At 72.5% G+C, this 18,541-nt stretch carries 18 protein-coding genes; 6 read left to right on the top strand and 12 right to left on the bottom strand.

Going from position 1 to position 18,541, the window contains the following annotated elements:
• Positions 1-1,338: an MFS transporter gene (locus ACLBWP_RS10075; RefSeq protein WP_447655065.1), complete on the top strand. Its 1,338-nt coding sequence runs from the start codon at positions 1-3 to the stop codon at positions 1,336-1,338.
• 109 nt (positions 1,339-1,447) lie between these two features.
• Here ACLBWP_RS10075 and ACLBWP_RS10070 read toward each other — a convergent pair whose 3' ends face one another.
• Complete coding sequence (locus ACLBWP_RS10070; protein WP_447655064.1) at positions 1,448-2,341, bottom strand: alpha-E domain-containing protein; 894 nt, start codon at positions 2,339-2,341, stop codon at positions 1,448-1,450.
• Between the two features lie 175 nt (positions 2,342-2,516).
• Between ACLBWP_RS10070 and ACLBWP_RS10065 the strand changes: the two genes are divergently transcribed.
• Both ACLBWP_RS10065 and ACLBWP_RS10060 read left to right on the top strand, forming a co-directional pair.
• A complete protein-coding gene (locus tag ACLBWP_RS10065) occupies positions 2,517-3,071 on the top strand; it encodes a MarR family winged helix-turn-helix transcriptional regulator (RefSeq protein WP_243564110.1) in 555 nt (184 codons plus the stop codon).
• 9 nt (positions 3,072-3,080) lie between these two features.
• Entirely contained in the window at positions 3,081-3,281 is a 201-nt protein-coding gene (locus ACLBWP_RS10060; protein ID WP_447655063.1) for a hypothetical protein, read from the top strand.
• 49 nt (positions 3,282-3,330) lie between these two features.
• Here the strand turns inward: ACLBWP_RS10060 and ACLBWP_RS10055 are convergent, their stop codons facing one another.
• The 6 genes from ACLBWP_RS10055 to ACLBWP_RS10030 form a co-directional block, all read right to left on the bottom strand.
• Entirely contained in the window at positions 3,331-4,182 is an 852-nt protein-coding gene (locus ACLBWP_RS10055) for an NAD(P)-dependent oxidoreductase (RefSeq protein WP_447655138.1), read from the bottom strand.
• Positions 4,183-4,277: 95 nt separating this feature from the next.
• Entirely contained in the window at positions 4,278-4,955 is a 678-nt protein-coding gene (locus ACLBWP_RS10050; RefSeq protein WP_447655062.1) for a M23 family metallopeptidase, read from the bottom strand.
• Between the two features lie 338 nt (positions 4,956-5,293).
• A complete protein-coding gene (locus tag ACLBWP_RS10045) occupies positions 5,294-5,653 on the bottom strand; it encodes a hypothetical protein (RefSeq protein ID WP_447655061.1) in 360 nt (119 codons plus the stop codon).
• 95 nt (positions 5,654-5,748) lie between these two features.
• Complete coding sequence (locus ACLBWP_RS10040; RefSeq protein WP_447655137.1) at positions 5,749-6,477, bottom strand: lysophospholipid acyltransferase family protein; 729 nt, start codon at positions 6,475-6,477, stop codon at positions 5,749-5,751.
• Between the two features lie 108 nt (positions 6,478-6,585).
• On the bottom strand, positions 6,586-8,430 hold the full coding sequence (gene recQ / locus ACLBWP_RS10035) for a DNA helicase RecQ (RefSeq protein ID WP_447655060.1): 1,845 nt from the start codon (positions 8,428-8,430) through the stop codon (positions 6,586-6,588).
• A gap of 9 nt (positions 8,431-8,439) precedes the next feature.
• Positions 8,440-9,603, bottom strand: coding sequence for a CPBP family intramembrane glutamic endopeptidase (locus tag ACLBWP_RS10030; protein ID WP_447655059.1), 1,164 nt, complete (start codon positions 9,601-9,603; stop codon positions 8,440-8,442).
• Between the two features lie 36 nt (positions 9,604-9,639).
• On the opposite strand from ACLBWP_RS10030, the gene ACLBWP_RS10025 reads away from it, so the two are divergent.
• Entirely contained in the window at positions 9,640-10,569 is a 930-nt protein-coding gene (locus ACLBWP_RS10025) for an EamA/RhaT family transporter (protein ID WP_447655058.1), read from the top strand.
• Positions 10,570-10,579: 10 nt separating this feature from the next.
• Here the strand turns inward: ACLBWP_RS10025 and ACLBWP_RS10020 are convergent, their stop codons facing one another.
• The gene (locus ACLBWP_RS10020; RefSeq protein ID WP_447655057.1) at positions 10,580-11,008 is read right to left on the bottom strand and encodes a GNAT family acetyltransferase; all 429 of its coding nucleotides are present in this window, start codon (positions 11,006-11,008) and stop codon (positions 10,580-10,582) included.
• A 110-nt stretch (positions 11,009-11,118) separates the two neighbouring features.
• Here ACLBWP_RS10020 and ACLBWP_RS10015 point away from each other — a divergent pair, with 110 nt between their 5' ends.
• Both ACLBWP_RS10015 and ACLBWP_RS10010 read left to right on the top strand, forming a co-directional pair.
• Positions 11,119-11,931, top strand: coding sequence for a class E sortase (locus tag ACLBWP_RS10015; protein ID WP_447655056.1), 813 nt, complete (start codon positions 11,119-11,121; stop codon positions 11,929-11,931).
• Positions 11,928-12,110, top strand: coding sequence for a hypothetical protein (locus ACLBWP_RS10010; RefSeq protein ID WP_447655055.1), 183 nt, complete (start codon positions 11,928-11,930; stop codon positions 12,108-12,110). Before ACLBWP_RS10015 ends, ACLBWP_RS10010 begins: the two co-directional genes overlap by 4 nt.
• 3 nt (positions 12,111-12,113) lie before the next feature.
• Here the strand turns inward: ACLBWP_RS10010 and ACLBWP_RS10005 are convergent, their stop codons facing one another.
• The 4 genes from ACLBWP_RS10005 to ACLBWP_RS09990 all read right to left on the bottom strand — a co-directional run bounded on the left by ACLBWP_RS10005 (position 12,114) and on the right by ACLBWP_RS09990 (position 18,308).
• Positions 12,114-15,218, bottom strand: coding sequence for an AAA family ATPase (locus ACLBWP_RS10005; RefSeq protein WP_447655054.1), 3,105 nt, complete (start codon positions 15,216-15,218; stop codon positions 12,114-12,116).
• Complete coding sequence (locus ACLBWP_RS10000) at positions 15,218-16,387, bottom strand: metallophosphoesterase family protein (protein WP_447655053.1); 1,170 nt, start codon at positions 16,385-16,387, stop codon at positions 15,218-15,220. Before ACLBWP_RS10000 ends, ACLBWP_RS10005 begins: the two co-directional genes overlap by 1 nt.
• Positions 16,388-16,458: 71 nt before the next feature.
• Positions 16,459-17,670 (bottom strand): hypothetical protein, encoded by a 1,212-nt coding sequence (locus ACLBWP_RS09995; protein ID WP_447655052.1) that lies wholly within the window; start codon positions 17,668-17,670, stop codon positions 16,459-16,461.
• A gap of 32 nt (positions 17,671-17,702) precedes the next feature.
• Entirely contained in the window at positions 17,703-18,308 is a 606-nt protein-coding gene (locus tag ACLBWP_RS09990) for a hypothetical protein (protein ID WP_243564096.1), read from the bottom strand.
• Positions 18,309-18,541 lie beyond the last annotated feature (233 nt).

Genomic DNA, 18,541 nt, shown 5'->3' with positions numbered 1-18,541 from the left:
ATGTTCCGGTCCCTGTCGGGACGCAACTACCGCATCTGGTTCGCCGGTGCCCTGGTGTCGAACATCGGCACCTGGATGCAGCGGACCGCGCAGGACTGGATCGTCCTGACGCAGCTCACCCACGACAACGCCATCGCGGTCGGCATCACGATGGCGCTGCAGTTCGGCCCCCAGCTGGTGCTGCTGCCCTGGACCGGCCTGGTGGCCGACCGCTTCGATCGCCGCCGCACGCTCATGGTCACCCAGGCCCTGATGGGCATGCTCGGGCTCGGCCTGGGGATCATGGTCGTCACGGACACCGCCACCCTGCTGTGGCTGTACACGTTCGCGCTGGCCCTCGGCATCGTCGCCGCGTTCGACACCCCGGTCCGGCAGGCCTTCGTGTCCGACGTCGTCACGGGCGAACACGTCTCGAACGCCGTCGCGCTGAACTCCGCGTCGTTCAACGCCGCCCGGCTCATCGGCCCCGCCGTCGCCGGCGTGCTCATCGCCGCGATCGGGTCCGGCTGGGTGTTCATCATCAACGCGGCCTCGTTCGCCGCCGTTCTGGGTGCCCTGAAGTTCGTGGACCCGGAACAGCTCGCCGACCGCATCCGGGCCAAGCGTGGCAAGGGCCAGATCATGGCGGGCTTCCGGTACGTCCGCACCCGCCCCGACATCATCGTCGTGCTCTGCATGATCTTCGTCGTCGGCACGTTCGGCGTGAACTTCCCCATCTTCACCTCGACCATGGCCCGCGTGGAGTTCCACAAGGGCGCCGGCGAGTTCGGTCTGCTCAACTCGGTCATGGCGATCGGCTCCGTGCTCGGCGCGCTGCTGTCCGCCCGCCGTGAGCGCCCCCGCATGCGCCTGCTCGTCGTCGCCAGTGCGGGCTTCGGCCTGGCGTGCACCGCGGCCGCGTTCGCCCCGACCTACTGGTCCTTCGCGATCGTGCTGATGTTCGTCGGCCTGGCCTCGCTGACGTTCATGACCACCGCGAACGCCCTGGTGCAGACCACGACGAAGCCCGCGATGCGCGGTCGTGTGATGGCGCTGTACATGGCGATCTTCGCGGGCGGCACCCCGATCGGCGCGCCCATCGTCGGTGCGATCGCCGATGCGTGGGGTCCGCGCTGGGCGATCGGCGTCGGTGCGGCCTCCGGGTTCGTGGCACTCGCCATCGCGCTCGTCTGGCTCGTCCGCTACCAGCACTTCCGGCTGCGGTACGACGCCGACACCCGCCTGCACCTGGCCGTCACGCACTCGATCCCGGTGATCAGCCCCCGTGCCGCTCGCGCCGCCCTCCGCCAGGACCTGGCACGCGACGAAGCCGTCTCCAGCCGTTCCAGCGGCGTCTGACCCACGGACCGGTCGCGACCACCCCCGGACAGGAGGCCCGGTGCGGGCCGGCACCGGGCCTCCCGTCCGTCGTCTGGTCGCGTCTGGATCCGCAGCACGACCGGCGCACTCAGCCCGCCGCTGCCCCGGCGAACACGTGCTCGTCGAGCGCGCGTGCCACCCGGTCCGCCACCGAGGCGAGTCGCCGTCCGGCCGGGCGGGCCGCCTCGACCGCGTCTGCCGGCAGGATCGTCCGGAGCGCCGCGCCCGCGTCCCGCAGCTCGGCGAGCCCCTCGGGCACCAGCGCGGGTGCCACGTCCGCCAGGCACGCCTCGGCACGCTGCGTCAGGAACAGCACCGACCGCGGACAGTGCCCGTCGAGCAGCAGGAACGCCGCAGCCTCCGATGCCGGTGCACCCGGCCGGGCCTCGCGGTGGAAGGCCTCGCCGACACCGCACGCGCGCAGCGCGGTCGCCCACGACCGCCCGGACTCGGGGTCGAGCAGCTCGGATGCCAGCAGCCGTGCGGTGGCGGCACACCGTGCGAGCGACCGACCGAGCGTGAAGAACTCCCAGACCTGGTCGCGGCTGGCGTCCCCCTCGACGACGCCCACGGCCAAGGCGCTCCGTTCCCGCACCCACGCCAGGAACTCGTGTTCCCGCCCCGCGGCGATCTTGCGCGGCAGCCGCGAGCGCGTGACGTTGAGCGCGTCCCACAGCTCGGTGGAGACGACGTCACGCGCACGCCGGGCGTCGTCGCGCGCCACGGCGACCGCGTTCGCGATCGACGCGGGCTCGTGCCGGTCGAGCGCCAGCAGCTCGAGCGTCGCAGTGGCGTCCAGCACCGAACGCGGGGTCACGGCCGCGCCGGCCACGACCCGGAGTTCCCGCGCGACGACCGGGTCGGCCGGGCCGCTCGTCGCGTCGGGCTTGGCCAGGTACGCGTCGAGCAGCCGGGCGATCACGTCGGCGCGTTCGACGGCCGCACCCACCCGGAACACGCTCCCCGCGAGTCCGCTCAGCACCGCTGCTCCTGCATGCGGCGAACCTACTGACCCCGCGTTGCGACGGTGTTTCCGAGCCGCGTCACGGGTGTTGCAGGCGCGCAGACCGGCTGTCGTGGACGCGCAGACCGGCTGTCTGCTGTGCGAGACCGCCTCGCTCGCTAGACAACCTAACTAGAGCGTCTAGCATTGGGCCATGTCTTCCGAGGTGACGACGCACACCGCGGGGTTCTGGTACGGCGATGGATCCCGGGTCGATGCAGTCGACGTGCTCAACGCGCTCCGTCGCTACCGCACGGCCGAGAGCGCCGCGCAGCGTCGTGCGCGCGAGGCCCTCGGCATCGGTGAGAACGCCCTGCTCGCGCTGCGTCTGCTGATCGAGGCCGAGACCGCCGGTCGCACCACGAACGCCAAGGAACTCGCCGAGCGACTCGGCATCACGCCCGCGTCGACCTCGGCGCTCGTGGACCGCCTGGTCCGCAGCGGTCACGTCGAACGGCGTCCCGACCCGGACGACCGCCGTGGCGTGATCCTCAGCGCCTCCGGGTCCTCGATGCGGCAGGCCATCCGGGTCATCGACGACCTCGACTCCCGCACGCTCGAGGTCGCCGAGCACCTGCCCGGGGACGACATGGCCGTCATCGTGGACTTCCTCGACGAGATGACCTCGGTGGTCGACGAGATCGACGCCGACCGTGCCGCCGCCAGCAGCAGCGACGGCGACGGCATGCGCGCACCTCGTCGCGCGTAGCGTGTCCACATGACCCAGACGCGTCCGCACGAGCCCGAGGACGACATGCCCTTCGCCGAGCTCGACGCACGCGCCCGGGCCGACGCGGCACTCCGGCGCATCCGTGACGGCAGCGATCCCGCGCGCGAGGCCTTCGACCTGGCCAACACCATGAACGACGAGGCCGTCGGTCGGCTCGGGGCGACGCTCCGGCGCTGGTTCCGCCGGTAGCGCACGGGTCCCCCAGGCGCTCGACCCCGTCACTTCCCGCTGGTCCGGGTCAGTCCTTCGTGAACGCCGTACCGACCGCCGCGATGTCGTCGGCACCGTGTCCGGCTGCGCTGGCGTCGGCGTACACCCGGCCGAGCGCTTCGAGCAGCGTCGTGGACACCCCGGTCGACCGTGCGGCGTCGGTGATCAGCCCGATGTCCTTCCGGAGTCCGTCGAGCGCGAACTGCGCCGGGAACTCCCCCGCCAGCATCGACTCGCCCTTGGTGTGCGCGTAGGCGGAGTCGCTGGCCGAGCCCGCGATCGCCTTCAGGAACAGCGCCGGGTCGATACCGAGCCCCCGGGCCACGGCGAGCGACTGGCCGGTCGCGGCGGTGATCGACGCGATCCAGGCGTTCGCCGCGAGCTTCAGCGCGGTGCCGTCGCCGACGCGCTCACCGGCGCGGACGGTCTTGGCGCCGACGGCGTCGAGCACGGGCTGGATCCGGTCGATCGTCGCAGCGGGTCCGGCAGCGAGCATCGTGAGCTTCCCCTGCTCGGCGGGGGCCTTGGTGCCGAGCATCATCGCCTCGACCAGGTCGATGCCGTACTTCTGCGCGAGCTGCACCACGGTCTCGGTGCCCTCGACGCCCACCGTCGAGCACTGCACCCAGACGGCGTCGGTCGGCGCCTCGCCCGCTGCCTGTTCGAGGACGTCCACGACGGCATCGGTGTCGAACAGGGTCAGCAGGACGACCTCGGCATCCGACACCGCGGCACCGGCGTCGGTCGCGACGGTCGCTCCGTGGTCACCGAATGGCCGGGCGCGCTCCGGACTCCGGTTCCACACCGTGACCCGGTGGCGCTCGCGGAGGAGCGACTGCGCCACCCCGGCTCCCATGGCTCCTGTACCCAGCACCGTCACACGCACGTCTGACTCCGTCCCGCCGAACGGCACCCTGCCGCCGACCTGTCGAACGCTACGCGCGGTGTCTTCAGAGCAGGCCGCGCGGGGTGCGATCAGAGCAGGCCGCGCGCATCGAGCCAGGCTGCCGGGTCGACGGGACGGCCCCCCACGATGACCTCGAAGTGCAGGTGTGGTCCGGTCGAGACCCCGCTGCTGCCGACCGCGCCGACCCGCTCGCCCGCCGTCACGACCTGCCCCACGGCGACGTCGATCCGGGACAGGTGGCCGTAGCGCGTCTGCAGGCCGCCCGCGTGCTGCACCAGTACCTGGTTGCCGTACCCGCCGGACACCCCGGCCGAGACCACCCGCCCGGGCATCGCCGCGACCACCGGCGTGCCCGTCGCCGCCGCGAAGTCGAGTCCCTGGTGGTTCGTGGAGCACGCGCCGCAGCCCGCGACCCAGCGGCCACCGAAGCCCCCTGCCGTGGGGACGCTGCCGGCGACCGGGCGGACGGCAGCGATGCCGTCGTCGCCGTCGAGCGCAGTGGTCGGCCCCGTCGGCGCTGTCGGCACCGGCGGCGCGGCGACCGCGAACCCGTCGCGCACGACGACTCCGCCCGGTCCGACTGCGGGCACGGTGAAGTCCTGCGTGTCCACCGTGACCGCCCGGTCGGACGTCGGCACGGTCGCACCGACCGTGCTTGCCGCTGCCTGTTGGGGCGTCGTCACCGTCACGAGGAAGCACGTCACGACGGCCATCACGGCGAGGGGCAGCGGCGCGGTCGCCCGCACGGCCCCGCGGACAGTACGGGCGATGTGGGCAGTGCGGGCGACGGGGGCAGTGCGAGCGACGGGGGCAGTGCGAGCGACGCGGGCGCCGCCGGTCGTGGGGCGCCGCGGTCCGTCGGGCCGTCGTGGACCCGGGCGCGCGAGTCGTCGTGGGTGTCGGGCGGGCAGCTCGGTCCGCGGTCCGGCAGCAGCGCGCCGCCCGTGGGGCCGGATGGGCTCCGCGACGGCGGGGGTGGGCACCGCCGCCGCGGAGGTCTGTGCGGCGACCGCCCGGTTCGCCGCGTCGCGGGCCGCTCCGCGGGGACGGAGCGGGAACGCCGGCGTCGTGGTCACCGGCGGCCTCAGGCGCGGACGACGCCGTCGGCGCTGATGCGGTCGAGCTCGTTGACGACGGCATCGACGACGGCCCGGGTGATGGCATCGGCCACGGCTTCGACCAGGGCGAGCTGGTCGGCGCACACCACGTGGTCGCGCTGCGCCGACACCAGGGCGGCAGCGGGGATGTCGTCGATCGCGGCGATGAGTGCTGCGGGCACGAACGTCGAACGCGACGGCTGCATCGGCGCGGAGATCGGCGAGACCGGAACCGTGCGCACGAGTGCAGCGCGCTCGGGTGCGGTCGCCGCCGGCGCACCGGGCGTCGTGGTGGAGCGGACGTCGGCGCGTCGGGCGATGGCGTCGAAGAGCGGGGTGGTCGACATGCTGCGGTCCTTCTGATCAGGGGTTCGGTCGGGGTGCCCCCATTGAACCACTGATATTTCTGATACGCAATACTGAGCATCAGAATCGCCGACTGTCAGTCGGGCTGAACAGCCTCGCCCGGGTCGTCCCGGTGCAGCGCCCGCCGCACGCGCTCGACGATCGTCGCCGGCGGGTTGTTGTAGGCGTTCGCGGGTTCCTGACCGCTCATCGTCTGGATCGCGGCCATCACCGCGTCGGTCGCATGGCGTCGGGCACGGCCGGACGCCGCATCGCCGTACGACGACAGGTCGAGGGGCTCGCCGAACTGGATCGTCACGCGGGCGAGCTTCGGGACCTTCGCGCCGACGGGCTGCACGTCTTCGGTGCCGGACAGCGCGACGGGCACCACGGGGGCGCCGCTCGTCAGCGCGAGCCAGGCCACCCCCGTGCGGCCACGGTAGATCCGGCCGTCCAGCGAACGGGTGCCCTCGGGGTAGATCGCGAATGCCTCGCCGTCACGCAACCGTGCGAGCCCCAGGTCGAGGGCCTGCTGCGCCGCCGCACCAGCACCGCGTTCGACGCCGATCGCGCCGATGCCGCTGAAGAACGCGCGCGACACGGCGCCGCGGAAGCCCGTGCCGGTGAAGTACTCCTGCTTCGCCAGGAACGAGACCTTCCGCGGAGCCATGATCGTGATCGCGGGCGAGTCGATGAACGAGCGGTGGTTGCTCGCCAGGATGACGGCACCGCGCTTCGGGACGTTCTTGCGGCCGATGATCTTCGGTCGCCACAGCACCCGTGCGAGCGGCGCGACGACGGCGCGACCCAGCACGGTGGTGAGCATCGACGAACCGGGCACCAGCGACCTCCTCGGGCGGGAGGTTCCGAGTGTAGTGACCGGTGGACCGACCACATGCCGCACCCGGCATGAACCGGACAGCGGCGCTCCGCGCTAGTCCGACGCGGCTACCACGTCGAGCACCGCACGCCCGTACGACTCGAGCTTGGCCGCACCGACGCCGGAGATCTCGGCGAGCTGATCGACGTCCGACGGACGGACGGCAGCGATGCCTCGCAGGGTCGCGTCGTTGAACACGACGTACGCCGGCACCCCCTGCTCGCGCGCCTGTGCGGCACGCCATGCGCGCAACGCCTCGAACAGGCCCACGGCCTCTTGTGGCATGTCCGTGACGACCTGACGGCGCGAACGGGATGCTCGCGGGGCCTTGACGGGATCGCGGCGCATCAGGACCTGCACACGACCGGACAGCACGTCGGCGCTGGTCGGGCTGAGGACGACCGTGCCGTACCCGTCGCCCGACACCGCGGCGTACCCCTGGGCCAGCACCTGTCGCGCCACGGTTCGCCACTCGCCCTCGGACAGGTCGGCGCCGATGCCGAATGTCGCAAGCGTGTCGTGGTGGAGCTCCTGCACCCGGGGCGAGGACTTGCCCACCAGGATGTCGACCAGGTGTGCGACGCCGTACCGTTGGCCGCGCTCACGGTCGAGCCGCACGATGGTGGACAGGAGCTTCTGCGCCGGGACGGTGCCGTCCCACGACTCGGGTGGGGCGATGCACGTGTCGCAGTTGCCGCACGCGGTGGACTCCTGCCCGAAGTACGCGAGCAACCGCACCCGGCGGCACTCGATCGTCTCGCACAGGGCGAGCATGGCGTCGAGGTGGGCGCTGAGCTGCCGGCGGTGGGCAGCGTCACCCTCGGACTGGTCGATCATGCGGCGCTGCTGCACGACGTCGTTCAGCCCGTACGCCAGCCACGCGGTCGACGGCAGCCCGTCGCGCCCGGCACGACCGGTCTCTTGGTAGTAGCCCTCGACCGACTTGGGCAGGTCGAGGTGGGCGACGAAACGGACGTCGGGCTTGTCGATGCCCATGCCGAACGCGATGGTCGCCACCATGACGATGCCGTCCTCGCGCAGGAACCGGGACTGGTTGCGTTCGCGCACCCGCACGTCGAGACCCGCGTGGTACGGCAACGCCGCGATGCCCTGGTCGACCAGCGCCGCGGCCGTGCGCTCGACGGAGTTGCGCGACAGGCAGTAGACGATGCCGGCGTCGCCGCGGTGCTCGGTGCGGATGAACGTCAGAAGCTGCTGCATCGCACCGGTCTTCGGTTCGATGCGGTACTGGATGTTCGGCCGGTCGAAGTCGGCGACGAAGTGCTCGGCGTCGTCGAGGCCGAGCCGTGCGGAGATCTCGCGGTGGGTCTGCGGCGTGGCCGTGGCGGTGAGCGCGATGCGCGGCACGGTCGGCCAGCGCTCGTGCAGGATGCTGAGCTCGAGGTAGTCCGGGCGGAAGTCGTGCCCCCACTGCGCCACACAGTGGGCTTCGTCGATGGCGAAGAGCGCGATGCGAGCACGGTCGAGCAGCGACCGCGTGGACTCGAGCTTCAGCCGCTCGGGCGCCAGGTAGAGCATGTCGATCTCGCCCTGCACGACGGCGCGCTCGACTCGGGCGCGTTCGTCCGGAGCCTGCGTGGAGTTGAGGAACGCCGCCTTGACGCCGTTGGCCGCCAGGGCGTCGACCTGGTCCTGCATCAGGGCGATGAGCGGCGACACCACGACCCCGATGCCGTCGCGCACGAGCGCGGGCACCTGGTAGCAGAGCGACTTGCCGCCACCCGTGGGCATGAGCACCAGGGCGTCGTCACCGGCGACGACGCGGTCGATGATGGCGGCCTGCTCGCCGCGGAAGTCGTCGTAGCCCCACACCCGCCGCAGCACCTCGAGCGCCGCCGACCGCGACGGAGAGGGCGCGACGGCAGCCGTGGAGCTCATGGCACCAGCCTACGGGCGACCGGGGACACCGATCGCGTTGTCCACAGCGCCGGACGCAGCGGACCCGACCGTGCCATCGGACCCGACCGCGGCGGTGGACCCGGCCACGCCCTCGGAGCGAGCGGGTGCACCGGACCAGGTCGTGCCTCCAGGACGGGTCCAGCGCTTTCCGCCTGCCCAGACCGGCACCGGTCCGCGGAACCGCGGCGCCTCGGCACCCGGGAACCGCCGGTCGAGCTTCCGCCAGTGCGCCAGGGCCTCGACCATCCCCCAGTAGAGCAACGACGAGCCGAGCGAGAACAGCCAGCTGCCCCAGGTGCTGTTCGACGAGTCGAGCGACACCTTCGACCAGCCCGGCGCCTGCAGCACGAAGATCATGATGTTGTTGAACGCGTGCTGCAGCACCGTGGCCTCGAGACCGCCGGTGCGGATGACGATGATCGCGGCGACCAGGCCGAACGAGCCGACGTCCAGGATGCCCCACACGTTGTAGCCGTTCGGGATGTGCAGCAGGGCGAACACGACGGTCGACACCACGACGGCCACCACCGATCCGACGATCCGGGCCGGGATCCACGACCCGATCCACTGCATCAGGAAGCCACGGAACACGTACTCCTCGGCGGCGCCCTGGAACGGCACGAGCACCACGACCATGGCGATCGTCAGCGTGAGCGTGCCGAGCGTCACGGTGGACTGGCCGATCGCGGCGTGGTTCCAGCCGAAGCCGCCGTCGAACGTGAACATGCCGTCGGGCGAGAACAGCCCGGTCTGCAGGATGAACGACGCCACGGCGATGACGAGCGTCGGCAGCACGCACCACGCCGCCCAGCCCCAGCGCACGCGGAACCGCACCGAGGACAGCGTGTTGGCCGGGCCCAGGCGCGCGATCTTCACCGCGAACAGGATCCCCGGCAGCAGCACCACGAGGGACACCAGCGACAGCGACAGCACGAGCGGGTCCGTCGGGTCGAGGGCGCCGCTCGTCAGGCTCTGCTCGAGGTCGATCAGCCCCTGCGCACCCTGCGTCGCACCGATCGGCACGAAGTACGCGACCGTGATCAGGATCTGCGTGACGACGTACCACCCGGCCAGGAACGCCAGCGCGACGAGCGGACGCCACCACCGCCAGCGGCCGTCGACGCGGAACAGTCGTGTGTAGGGAACGCTCACGCAGCGCAGGCTACCGGGCACGGCAGGATGGGACCCGTGATCACGGTGCTGCTCGGGCTGGCCGGGGCGCTCGTCTACGGGTTCGCGGACTTCCTGGGCGGGGTCGCCTCGCGCCGCGTGCGCCCCGTCACCGTCGCCGCGATCGCCGCAGCCGTCGGGATCGTCCCGCTGCTGGTCGGGCTGGCCGCGTTCGGCGGGCGGTTCTCGTGGCAGGGCACGCTGTGGGGTGCCGCCGGCGGGCTGGCCGCATCGATCGCGGTGCTGCTGCTCTACGCGGCGTTGGCGATCGGCCCGATGAGCGTGCTGTCGCCCGTCACCGCCGTCTTCGCCGCCGTGGTGCCGGTCGTGGTCGCGCTGGTGCGTGGGACCGTGCTGTCGCCCCTCGCCGTCGGCGCGCTGGTCGTCGCCGTGGTCGCGGTCGTGCTGGTCGCCGCGGTGCGCGATCCCGGCGGCGCCCGGGTCACGGCCCGCGGTCTGGTGCTGGCCGCCGTCGCCGGGTGCGGGTTCGGCGGGATCGTGCTGGCGTTCAACGAGACACCGTCGGACTCGGGGATCGCCCCGCTGGTGGTCGCGCGGGTGCTGCAGGCGGTGCTGCTGGGTGCGGCGGCCGCCGTGTCGGTGCTGGCCGTCCGTTCTGGAGGCGCGGCAGACCCGGTGACGTCGGCCGCCGTGGCGGGGTCTGCCGTGCCTCCAGGACGGTGGCTGCGCTCCGCGGACGGGCGGCGGTTGATCTGGGTCGTCGTCGGGTGCGGCGTCTTCGACGCGCTGGCGAACGTGTGCATCCAGGCGGGGCTGCACTCGAGCGGCGACCCGGCGACGCTGCCCGTGATCAGCGTGCTCAACGCGCTGTACCCGATCGGCACGGTGGTGCTGGCCGGGGTGGTGCTGCGGGAACGGCTGACGGCGCTGCAGGGTGCCGGGATCGTGCTGGCGCTCGGCGCCTCGGTCACGCTCGCCCTGGCGTGAGCGGTAACGCTCAGTCGTCGGCGATCAGGCGCTTCCCCATCGAGACCGTGTTGTCGTCGGTGTAGCCCAGCGAGGCGTAGAAGCCGATCACCTGCTCGTTGCCGGTTCGCACCTGCAGGTTGACCTTCGGGCAGCCCAGGTCCTGCAGCAGCCGTTCGAACTCGGCCATCATCCGGCGGCCGAGACCCGAGCCCTGCAGGTCGGGGCGGACGGCCAGGTAGTTCACCCAGCCGCGGTGCCCGTCGAAGCCGGCCATGCCCGCGGCGACGACGGTGCCGCTGTCCTGGGTCGCGACCAGGAACAGCTCGGGCTGGACCGTCAGCTTGCGCGCGATGTCGCGTCGCGGGTCGTTCCACGGGCGGACCAGACCGCACGACTCCCACAGGGCGACGACCGCTTCGGTGTCGGCCGGAGCGAACGGACGGATCACGTGGACCATCCCGTCACGGTACCGGTGTTGTGGAGAACACCGTCTTCAGCGGTTCGCCGTGGTCTGATAGACCTGAGCATCGTCCACCTCGACGCTCGTCCGACCGGATCAGGAGCCACGTGACCACCCACGAGACACTCCCCCCGCCACCGAGCGCACCGGATGCCGCCCCCGCGCACCGGGGTCGCGGCCGTCGGCCTCGCCAGACGGTGGGTGGCGCGCTCGTCTCGCTGCTGGCCGAACTGCTGATCATCGCGGGCGCGGGGACCGGGCTGTACGTGCTGTGGACCGCCTGGTGGACCGACGTCGTCGCCTCGCAGCACCAGTCCTCGCTCGTCAAGGACCTGGGCCAGACCGCACCGCCCACCTCGAACCCCACGCCCACCGAGCACCGCGACCAGGCGCCCGTGCTCGCCGAGCCGCCCGGGTTGTCCACGGTCTTCGGCACGATGCAGATCCCCCGCTTCGGCGCGGGCTACGACCAGCCCATCGGCGAGGGCACCGACCGTGAGAAGGTGCTCAACACCATCGGGCTCGGGCACTACCAGGACACCGCGATGCCCGGCGCCGAGGGCAACTTCGCCGTCGCCGGACACCGGGTGACCTACGGCAAGCCGCTCAACCAGATCGCCGACCTGAAGACCGACGACGCGATCGTCGTGCGCGTGACCGACAAGGACAAGGGCTTCGACGTCTGGTACGTCTACAAGGTCGCCGACAGCCAGATCGTCACGCCGGACCACATCGAGACGATCGCGCCGGTGCCGAACCAGCCCGGCGTCGAACCCACCGCCCAGGACCGCTGGCTCACCCTGACCGCGTGCCACCCGATGTGGTCCGCCAAGGAGCGCTACATCGTGCACGCCAAGATGGACTACTGGATGCCGGTGTCGGACGGCACCCCGAAGGAACTGTCGGAGACGCCCAAGTGATCTTCCCCCTGGTCTGGCGACTGCTGCCCGGCCCCACCGCACTCAAGGTCCTCGAGCTCGTCGTGCTGCTCGTGGCGATCGTCTTCGTGCTCTTCACGTGGGTGTTCCCGTGGATCGCGGCCGACATCCTGCCGCCGCCCGACGGCACGGTCGACACCTCGACGGCGCCGACGCCCTGACCGTCAGACGGTCGTGGTGACGTGTGAGCCGCCGCCCGGGCTGCGGCGCACGGCGATGCGCTCGGGGATGCGCTGCTTGAGTTCTTCGACGTGACTGACGATGCCGACCTGTCGGCCGCCAGCCGTCAACCGGGCGAGCTGGTCGACCACGCCGTCGAGGGTCTCCGGGTCGAGCGTGCCGAAGCCCTCGTCGACGAAGAGCGTGCCGAGCGAGACGCCGCCGGCCTCGGCCTGCACGACGTCTGCCAGCCCGAGTGCCAGGCAGAGCGACACCGTGAATGTCTCGCCGCCCGACAGGCTGCGGGGGTCGCGGGTGGTGTCGGTGGTGTGGTCGCGGACCGCCAGCGCCAGACCCGTCCGACGTGAGCGGGTGCCGGTCTCGCGTTCGTCGGAGGTCTCGAGCGTGAACCGCCCACCGAGCATCGTGCGCAGTCGGTCGTTGGCGGCGGCGACGACGTCCTCGAACCGGCGCATCAGCACGTAGGTGCCGAGCGTCACGCCGGTCGTGTTGTGCCCGGGCGCACCCGCCGCGATGTCGGCGAGCCGGACGACGGCGCGACTGCGCGCCGACGTCGACGCGCGTTGGGTGAGCGCCCTGGCGAGGTCGGCGGAACACCGCTCGGCCGCGACCGCGCGGTCACCGGTCGTGGCCGCGGTGCGGGTGGCCTGGTCGAGGGCCGCTGCTGCCTGCGCGGTCACGACACGAGCACCTTCCGGGTCGAGCGTGACGTCGTCGGTGTCGTCGTGCGCGGCGGCGACGACCGCGGGTTCGGCGAGCCCGGCGTCGACGACGGCGCGCTCGCGGTCGGCGTGGTCGACCTCGGCGCGCAGACGAGCCGCGTCCGCGGGGTCGAGCACGGCGGCCCGTGCGGCGGTGACGTCGGCGAACTCGTGGTCGGCGACGAGCTGCGCAACCTCGGCCTGGCGCTCGGTGACGGCCGCGTCGGCCGTGCGGCAGTGCTCGTCCGCGTCGGCGACGGCCCGGAACGCGGCGACCCGGTCGTCGAGGGCCGCGACGGCGTCGGACAGCGTCGTGTCGTCGGATTCGTCGGACGTCGGGTCGTCGAGCGTCGGGTCGTCCGGCGTCGGGTCGTTCGGAGTCGTGTCGTCCGGGGTTGGGTCGTCCGGAGTCGTGTCGTCCGGGGTCGGGTCGATCGATGCCGCGACCACGACAGTGCGTTCTGCTGCGAGCGTGCGCTGCGCCGCTTGGACCGCCCGCGTGTCCTGCTGCAGTCGGTCGTGGTCGGCCTCGGTGGTCGCCTGGAGCACCTGTCGTCGGGTGGCAACGGCGTTGCGGTCGCGTTCGAGCGCCCGGGTCGCCTCGTCGTGCGCGGTCTTGGCGCGCTCGTGCTCGGCGACGCTGGTGGCCGCGTCGTGGGCGACCCGCAGCCGTTCCGCGGCGGCCGCGGCGCGGTGATCGAGTGTCTCGGGGTCGGCGTCCCCGACGACGGCCGCCAACCGGTCACGCTCGGCACGCTCGAGCGCCAGGTCGGTGGCGGCCTCGGCGAGGGACTGCTCGGCCCGGCGTGCGGTGTCGGCGGCCGCCTGGATCTGCGACGGCGTCGGGTGGTCGTCCTGCGGGGTCGCGACGGCCGGGTGGTCGGCCGAACCGCAGACCGGGCAGGCGTCACCCGGCGCGAGGGCGGCACCGAGCTCGCCGGCGAGTCCGGCGATCCGGCGTTCACGCAGGTGCTGTTCGGCCTGCACGGCGGCGGTCGCCAAAGTGCGGGCGGCCGCGACGGCTGCCTGGGCCGAAATGACCCGCGAGCCCACCGCATCGAGCGCCGTCTGGGCAACGCGGAGCACCTGGACGGCATCGGCGTCCTGCTGGGCTGCCTGCGCGTCGGCGGCCACGATCGCCGCGTCGTGCGAGGCCGCGACGATGCGCGCCCGTTCGCCCGGACGGTCCTGCAGCGCCTGGTCGAGGTCGCGGAGCTGCGCCTCGAGCGACTCGGCGTCGGTCCGGGCTGCCTCGAGTGCACGGACCCGCCCGGGCAGTGACTCGGCCACGGGGACGAGGTGGCGCACGTCGGACGCCACCCGGGCCAGACGGTCACGCTCGGCTGCCGCGTCCAGGTCGGTGACGCCGTGACGTGCCCGCAGTGCGTCTCGGTCGTGGTGGGCTCGCGCGGCCCGGGAGAGCGCTGCATCGAGCCCGTCGGCGACGGCCGCCACCCGGGCCGCGCGCTCCCCCGACGCGAGCCGGACCCGCGCGGCGTCGACCGCAGCGGACGCCTGGTCGAGCGCTGCCGAACGACGCAGGAACCCACGACGGCGGTCGAGCGCGGCGACCCGTGCGACGACGGCCTGTTCGTGGTCGGTGGCCGCGCGGGCAGCGGCAGCGGCCGTGACCCGGGCAGCGTCGGCGGCATCGGCCTGCGCACGCAGCTGGGCCGCGAGGGTCGGCGCCGACGACTCGTCGGCATCGGGGGTGCCGGAGGCCTCGGCGAAGCGCGCGAGGGCGTCCCGCACGCGGGCGTCCGCTGCGTCGACCTCGGCCGCGGCGGTGCGACGTCGGGTGGCGAGTTCGTCGGCCGTGCGGTCGTAGATCTCGGTGCCGAACAGCGACTGCAGCAGCTTGCGGCGGTCTTCGCCGGGCGCGCGGAGGAACCGGGCGAACTCACCCTGCGGCAGCACGACGGTCTGCAGGAACTGCGCGCGGTCGAGTCCGACGATGCGTGCGACCTCGGCACCGATCTCCTGCGCACGGGCGGACACGGCGTCGCCGGCGGGATCGGTCGGGCTGGTGAGACGGCTGAGGGTGGCCGAGGCGTTCTGCCGGACGGTACCGGTGCCGCGCTGCTTGGGGCGCTCGTACTGCGGCGTGCGACGGACGCGGAACACGCCGGCACCCGTCTCGAAGACGAGCTCGACGTACGGCTCGACCGCGGGGTCGGCGTGCTGGCTGTGCAGACGGTCGCTGCTGGCGTCGCTGCCCGCGAGCCCGCCGTACAGCGCGAAGACCACGGCGTCGATGATGGTCGACTTGCCCGATCCGGTGGGGCCCTCGAGCAGGAACACCCCCGAGGCGGCGAGCGCTGCGAAGTCGATCGTGACGCGGTCCGGGTAGGGGCCGATGGCGCGCAGGTCGAGGCGGTGCAGGTACATCAGCGTGCCGCCCGGTCCTGCTCGGACAGCGACGCCGCCGCGGCTTCGTACGCGTCACGCAGGACGGCGAGCTCGTCGTCCGTGGGAGCGGCACCCGTGGCGTAGGTGACGAAGTCGGCCGTGACCTCGACCGGGTCGGACGTCGCGGTGACGGCACGACCCGATGTGCGTTCCGGCGCGTCGGCCGGTTCGTGGGTGATGGCGAGCGCGTGCCGGAAGCGGTCCTTGACCCGGGCGTACATGCGCTCGGGGTGCACGGCGTCGGTCACCGCGACCCGGACCCAGGCGTCGGCGTGCTGCGCGTGTGTGCCGGACTCGATCGCGTCGATGGTGCCGCGCACGTCGACCAGCGGCCGGGGCACGGGGACCGGCAGCAGCTCGACAGTGACGCTGCCGTCGGCGGCCAGGTCGACGAGGTTCACCGACTTCACCTGGTGCCGCTCGCCGAACGAGAACGCCAGCGGCGACCCGGCGTAGCGGATGCGCTCGGAGCCGCCGACGCGCTGCGGACCGTGCAGGTGCCCGAGTGCGACGTAGTCGAAGTCCGCGAACACCGACTCGGCGACGCGGTCGACGCCGCCGACGCGGATGTCCTGTTCGCTGTCACTCGGCTCGGCGCCACCGACGAAGGCGTGCGCGACGACCACTGAGCGGGTGCCCGGTCGATCGTCGAGGTCGGCCCGGATGCGTGCGACCGCGGCAGCGACGACGGCCTGGTGCGAGCGCGCGAGGGGTTCGTCGGGCACGTCGGCCAGGGCGTACCGCACCAGGTCGGGCTGCAGGTAGGGGATGCCGTAGACCGCCACGGCACCGTCGGGGTCGTCGACCAGGACCGGGTCGGCCACGTGTGCGGGTTCCGCCAGGATGCGGACGCGGTCGTTCATCACGCCGGACCCGAACCCCAGTCGGGCCGCCGAGTCGTGGTTGCCGGGCGTGACCACCACCGTCGCCACCGCGGCGAGCCGCTCGAGCGCCGTGGAGAGCATGCGGACGGCGTCGACGGGTGGGATCGCCCGGTCGTAGACGTCGCCGGCGATGACGACCAGGTCGACCGAGCGCTGCACGACGACCCCGACCAGGTGGTCGAGGAAGGCTGCCTGGTGTGGCAGCAGGTCGGCCCCGAGCAGGGTCCGGCCCAGGTGCCAGTCACCGGTGTGCAGGATGCGCATGTGGCCACGGTAGCCGCGACGGCGGACATCCCCGGACGCCGCTCCCGGACCTGTGGAGAACCCGGGCCGCGTCAGGCGCAGACGACCGAGGTGAGCCCGAGCACGTTCACCACGCGCACGTTGACGAAGTCGGTCGACGTGGTGTTCGCGTTCCACCCGGTGCTGCCGAAGTCGGCCTGCACCTGGACCTTGTAGGTGGTCCCCAGGTTGAGCAGGCCCTGCGCGACGAGACCGGCGCTGGTGGCCTTCGGGCCCGCGGTGGTGATCTGCGATCCGTTGCCCAGGACCACGTACCCCTTCGGCTCGTCGGCGGGTGCGACCCAGGAGATGGTCACGGCGTTGCTGCCGTTCGCGGCGCACTTGAGACCGGTGGGCGGCGCAGGGACCGCGGCGCGCATCGTCCCGGTCACCGCCGCGGTGGTGTTGGTGAACGGACCGGCGATGGCCTCGGCTGGCACCAGCAGGCCGACGCCGCCGGCGACGATGAGCACAGTGGCCGCGGCACCGCCCCGACGCAGTCGGTGCCGGTGCCGTGTCCGACGGCGCGCTGCCCGACGCGAGCCGGCGTCGCGACGCACCAGGACGTGCCGGCCGGACCGTCTCGCGGACGGTGGCGACGTGACCGGGGCGAGCAGGGCCTCCAGGCCGACACCCGGACCCGGACCGTCGTCGTCGTCGTCGTCGGAAGGATCCGACGGGTCCGACGGGCCCGACGGGTCCGACGGGTCCGACGGTGCCCGACGCAACGAGCCGTCCACCGTGCACAGCCACAGCACCGCTGCGAACGCCAGGACGAGCAGCGCGACCTTCGCCCACTCGCCACCGCGCATCCAGACGATCGGCGTCGCGACGAACGGGATGCGCAGCGCGCCGACCCCGTGCACGGCGGAGCGTTCGAGCGGTGTGGAGTCGTCGCCCGGGTTCGCATCACCCTTGGTGGTGATCGTCCGGTCCGGCCCGTCGGCCACGGCCCGGTGCAGCCGCAGGTGTCCTGGCTGGTCGGGGTCGTCGGCGAGCAGGACCTGGCCGAGCCGGAGCGCTGCCGGAGCGACCGGACGTGAGACGACCACGTCGCCGGGACGCAACCGCGGCTCCATCGACCCGGTCATCACGGTGGTGGGGTGCCAGCCGAGGACGGCGGGGGCGGCGGCCCACAGCGCCATGCCGAGGAGTGTCACGACCACTGCGCGGGCGAGGGTCGCGACGACGACGCGTCCCCACGCGACGGCATCCCGGGCGGCACCGTGCGGTGGGCGACCACCGTGCACTGCGATGCTGACCATGACTGCCTCCACGTGGGGACGGGACGACCCGATCAGCTGTTCTGGGCCTCCCACGTCAGGCCGAGGGACGCGGTGGTGCCCTGCACCGAGTTGGGTGCGGTCGGCGACACGGTGTAGGTGATGCGGTAGACGCGGGACTCCGAGGCGGTGCCCGTCGGTGCCCAGCTGCCGAGGCCGTTGGCGAAGCTCGTGCTCGCGGTGGCGAAGCTCGCGAGGGTGGAGTTCGCCGGGGTCAGGGTGCCGTTGGTGGTGGCCGGCGTGAAGCCCGAGCACGAGCCGAACCCGCCACCGGTGCCCTGCTCGATCACGATCGCGGTGTTCGACGCGAGTGCGCTCGAGGTCTGCGCGTTGGTCGCGTAGAGCTTGACGGTGGACGCCAGCGACCCGGTGGAGGTCACCGTGATGCAGTTCGCGCCGGTGGAGCCGGGCTTCAGGCCGGTGGCGGTGAACAGCGCGGTGTTGTTGTCGTCGTCACTCAGGGCGACGGAACCGGCGGTCCAGTTGCTGGTCGGGTTGACGGTGGTGGCCGAGAAGGCCGAGTAGGACGCGGTGGAGACGACGGCACCCGAGGCGACGAGGGCGGCGGGGATGGCGATCCAGGCGGCGAGACGAGCGGCGCGAGGGGTGACACGAGACATGGCGGTACTCCCGGAGGAAGAGATCTGATCGGTGGGTGGCCCGGATCCGCGGTGGTTGGTCGCGCTGCAGGCCGATGTGGTGCGTGGTGCCGTGTACTGGTTTGGTACGGCGATCAAGTTACTTGCGTTCCGAGATGCTCACAAGGGCGAGCAACACCCCCAGTGCTGGGGGGTATCTCAATCCTTGAGATACTTGTTGACTGAGTGGCACAGCGGCATGCCCGTGCCGCACG

The organism is Microbacterium sp. M1A1_1b (genome assembly GCF_053345565.1).
Note: the sequence above shows the minus strand (reverse complement) of the source record. Positions and strands in the feature narration are given on the sequence as shown.

Bases quoted from the DNA above. Each gene is read 5' to 3' on its own strand.
- ACLBWP_RS10075 (WP_447655065.1), top strand. From the start codon at position 1: ATGTTCCGGTCCCTGTCGGGACGCAACTACCGCATCTGGTTCGCCGGT.
- ACLBWP_RS10065 (WP_243564110.1), top strand. From the start codon at position 2,517: ATGTCTTCCGAGGTGACGACGCACACCGCGGGGTTCTGGTACGGCGAT.
- ACLBWP_RS10060 (WP_447655063.1), top strand. From the start codon at position 3,081: ATGACCCAGACGCGTCCGCACGAGCCCGAGGACGACATGCCCTTCGCC.
- ACLBWP_RS10045 (WP_447655061.1), bottom strand. From the start codon at position 5,653: ATGTCGACCACCCCGCTCTTCGACGCCATCGCCCGACGCGCCGACGTC.
- ACLBWP_RS10040 (WP_447655137.1), bottom strand. From the start codon at position 6,477: ATGCTCACCACCGTGCTGGGTCGCGCCGTCGTCGCGCCGCTCGCACGG.
- recQ (WP_447655060.1), bottom strand. From the start codon at position 8,430: ATGAGCTCCACGGCTGCCGTCGCGCCCTCTCCGTCGCGGTCGGCGGCG.
- ACLBWP_RS10020 (WP_447655057.1), bottom strand. From the start codon at position 11,008: ATGGTCCACGTGATCCGTCCGTTCGCTCCGGCCGACACCGAAGCGGTC.
- ACLBWP_RS10005 (WP_447655054.1), bottom strand. From the start codon at position 15,218: ATGTACCTGCACCGCCTCGACCTGCGCGCCATCGGCCCCTACCCGGAC.
- ACLBWP_RS10000 (WP_447655053.1), bottom strand. From the start codon at position 16,387: ATGCGCATCCTGCACACCGGTGACTGGCACCTGGGCCGGACCCTGCTC.
- ACLBWP_RS09995 (WP_447655052.1), bottom strand. From the start codon at position 17,670: ATGGTCAGCATCGCAGTGCACGGTGGTCGCCCACCGCACGGTGCCGCC.
- ACLBWP_RS09990 (WP_243564096.1), bottom strand. From the start codon at position 18,308: ATGTCTCGTGTCACCCCTCGCGCCGCTCGTCTCGCCGCCTGGATCGCC.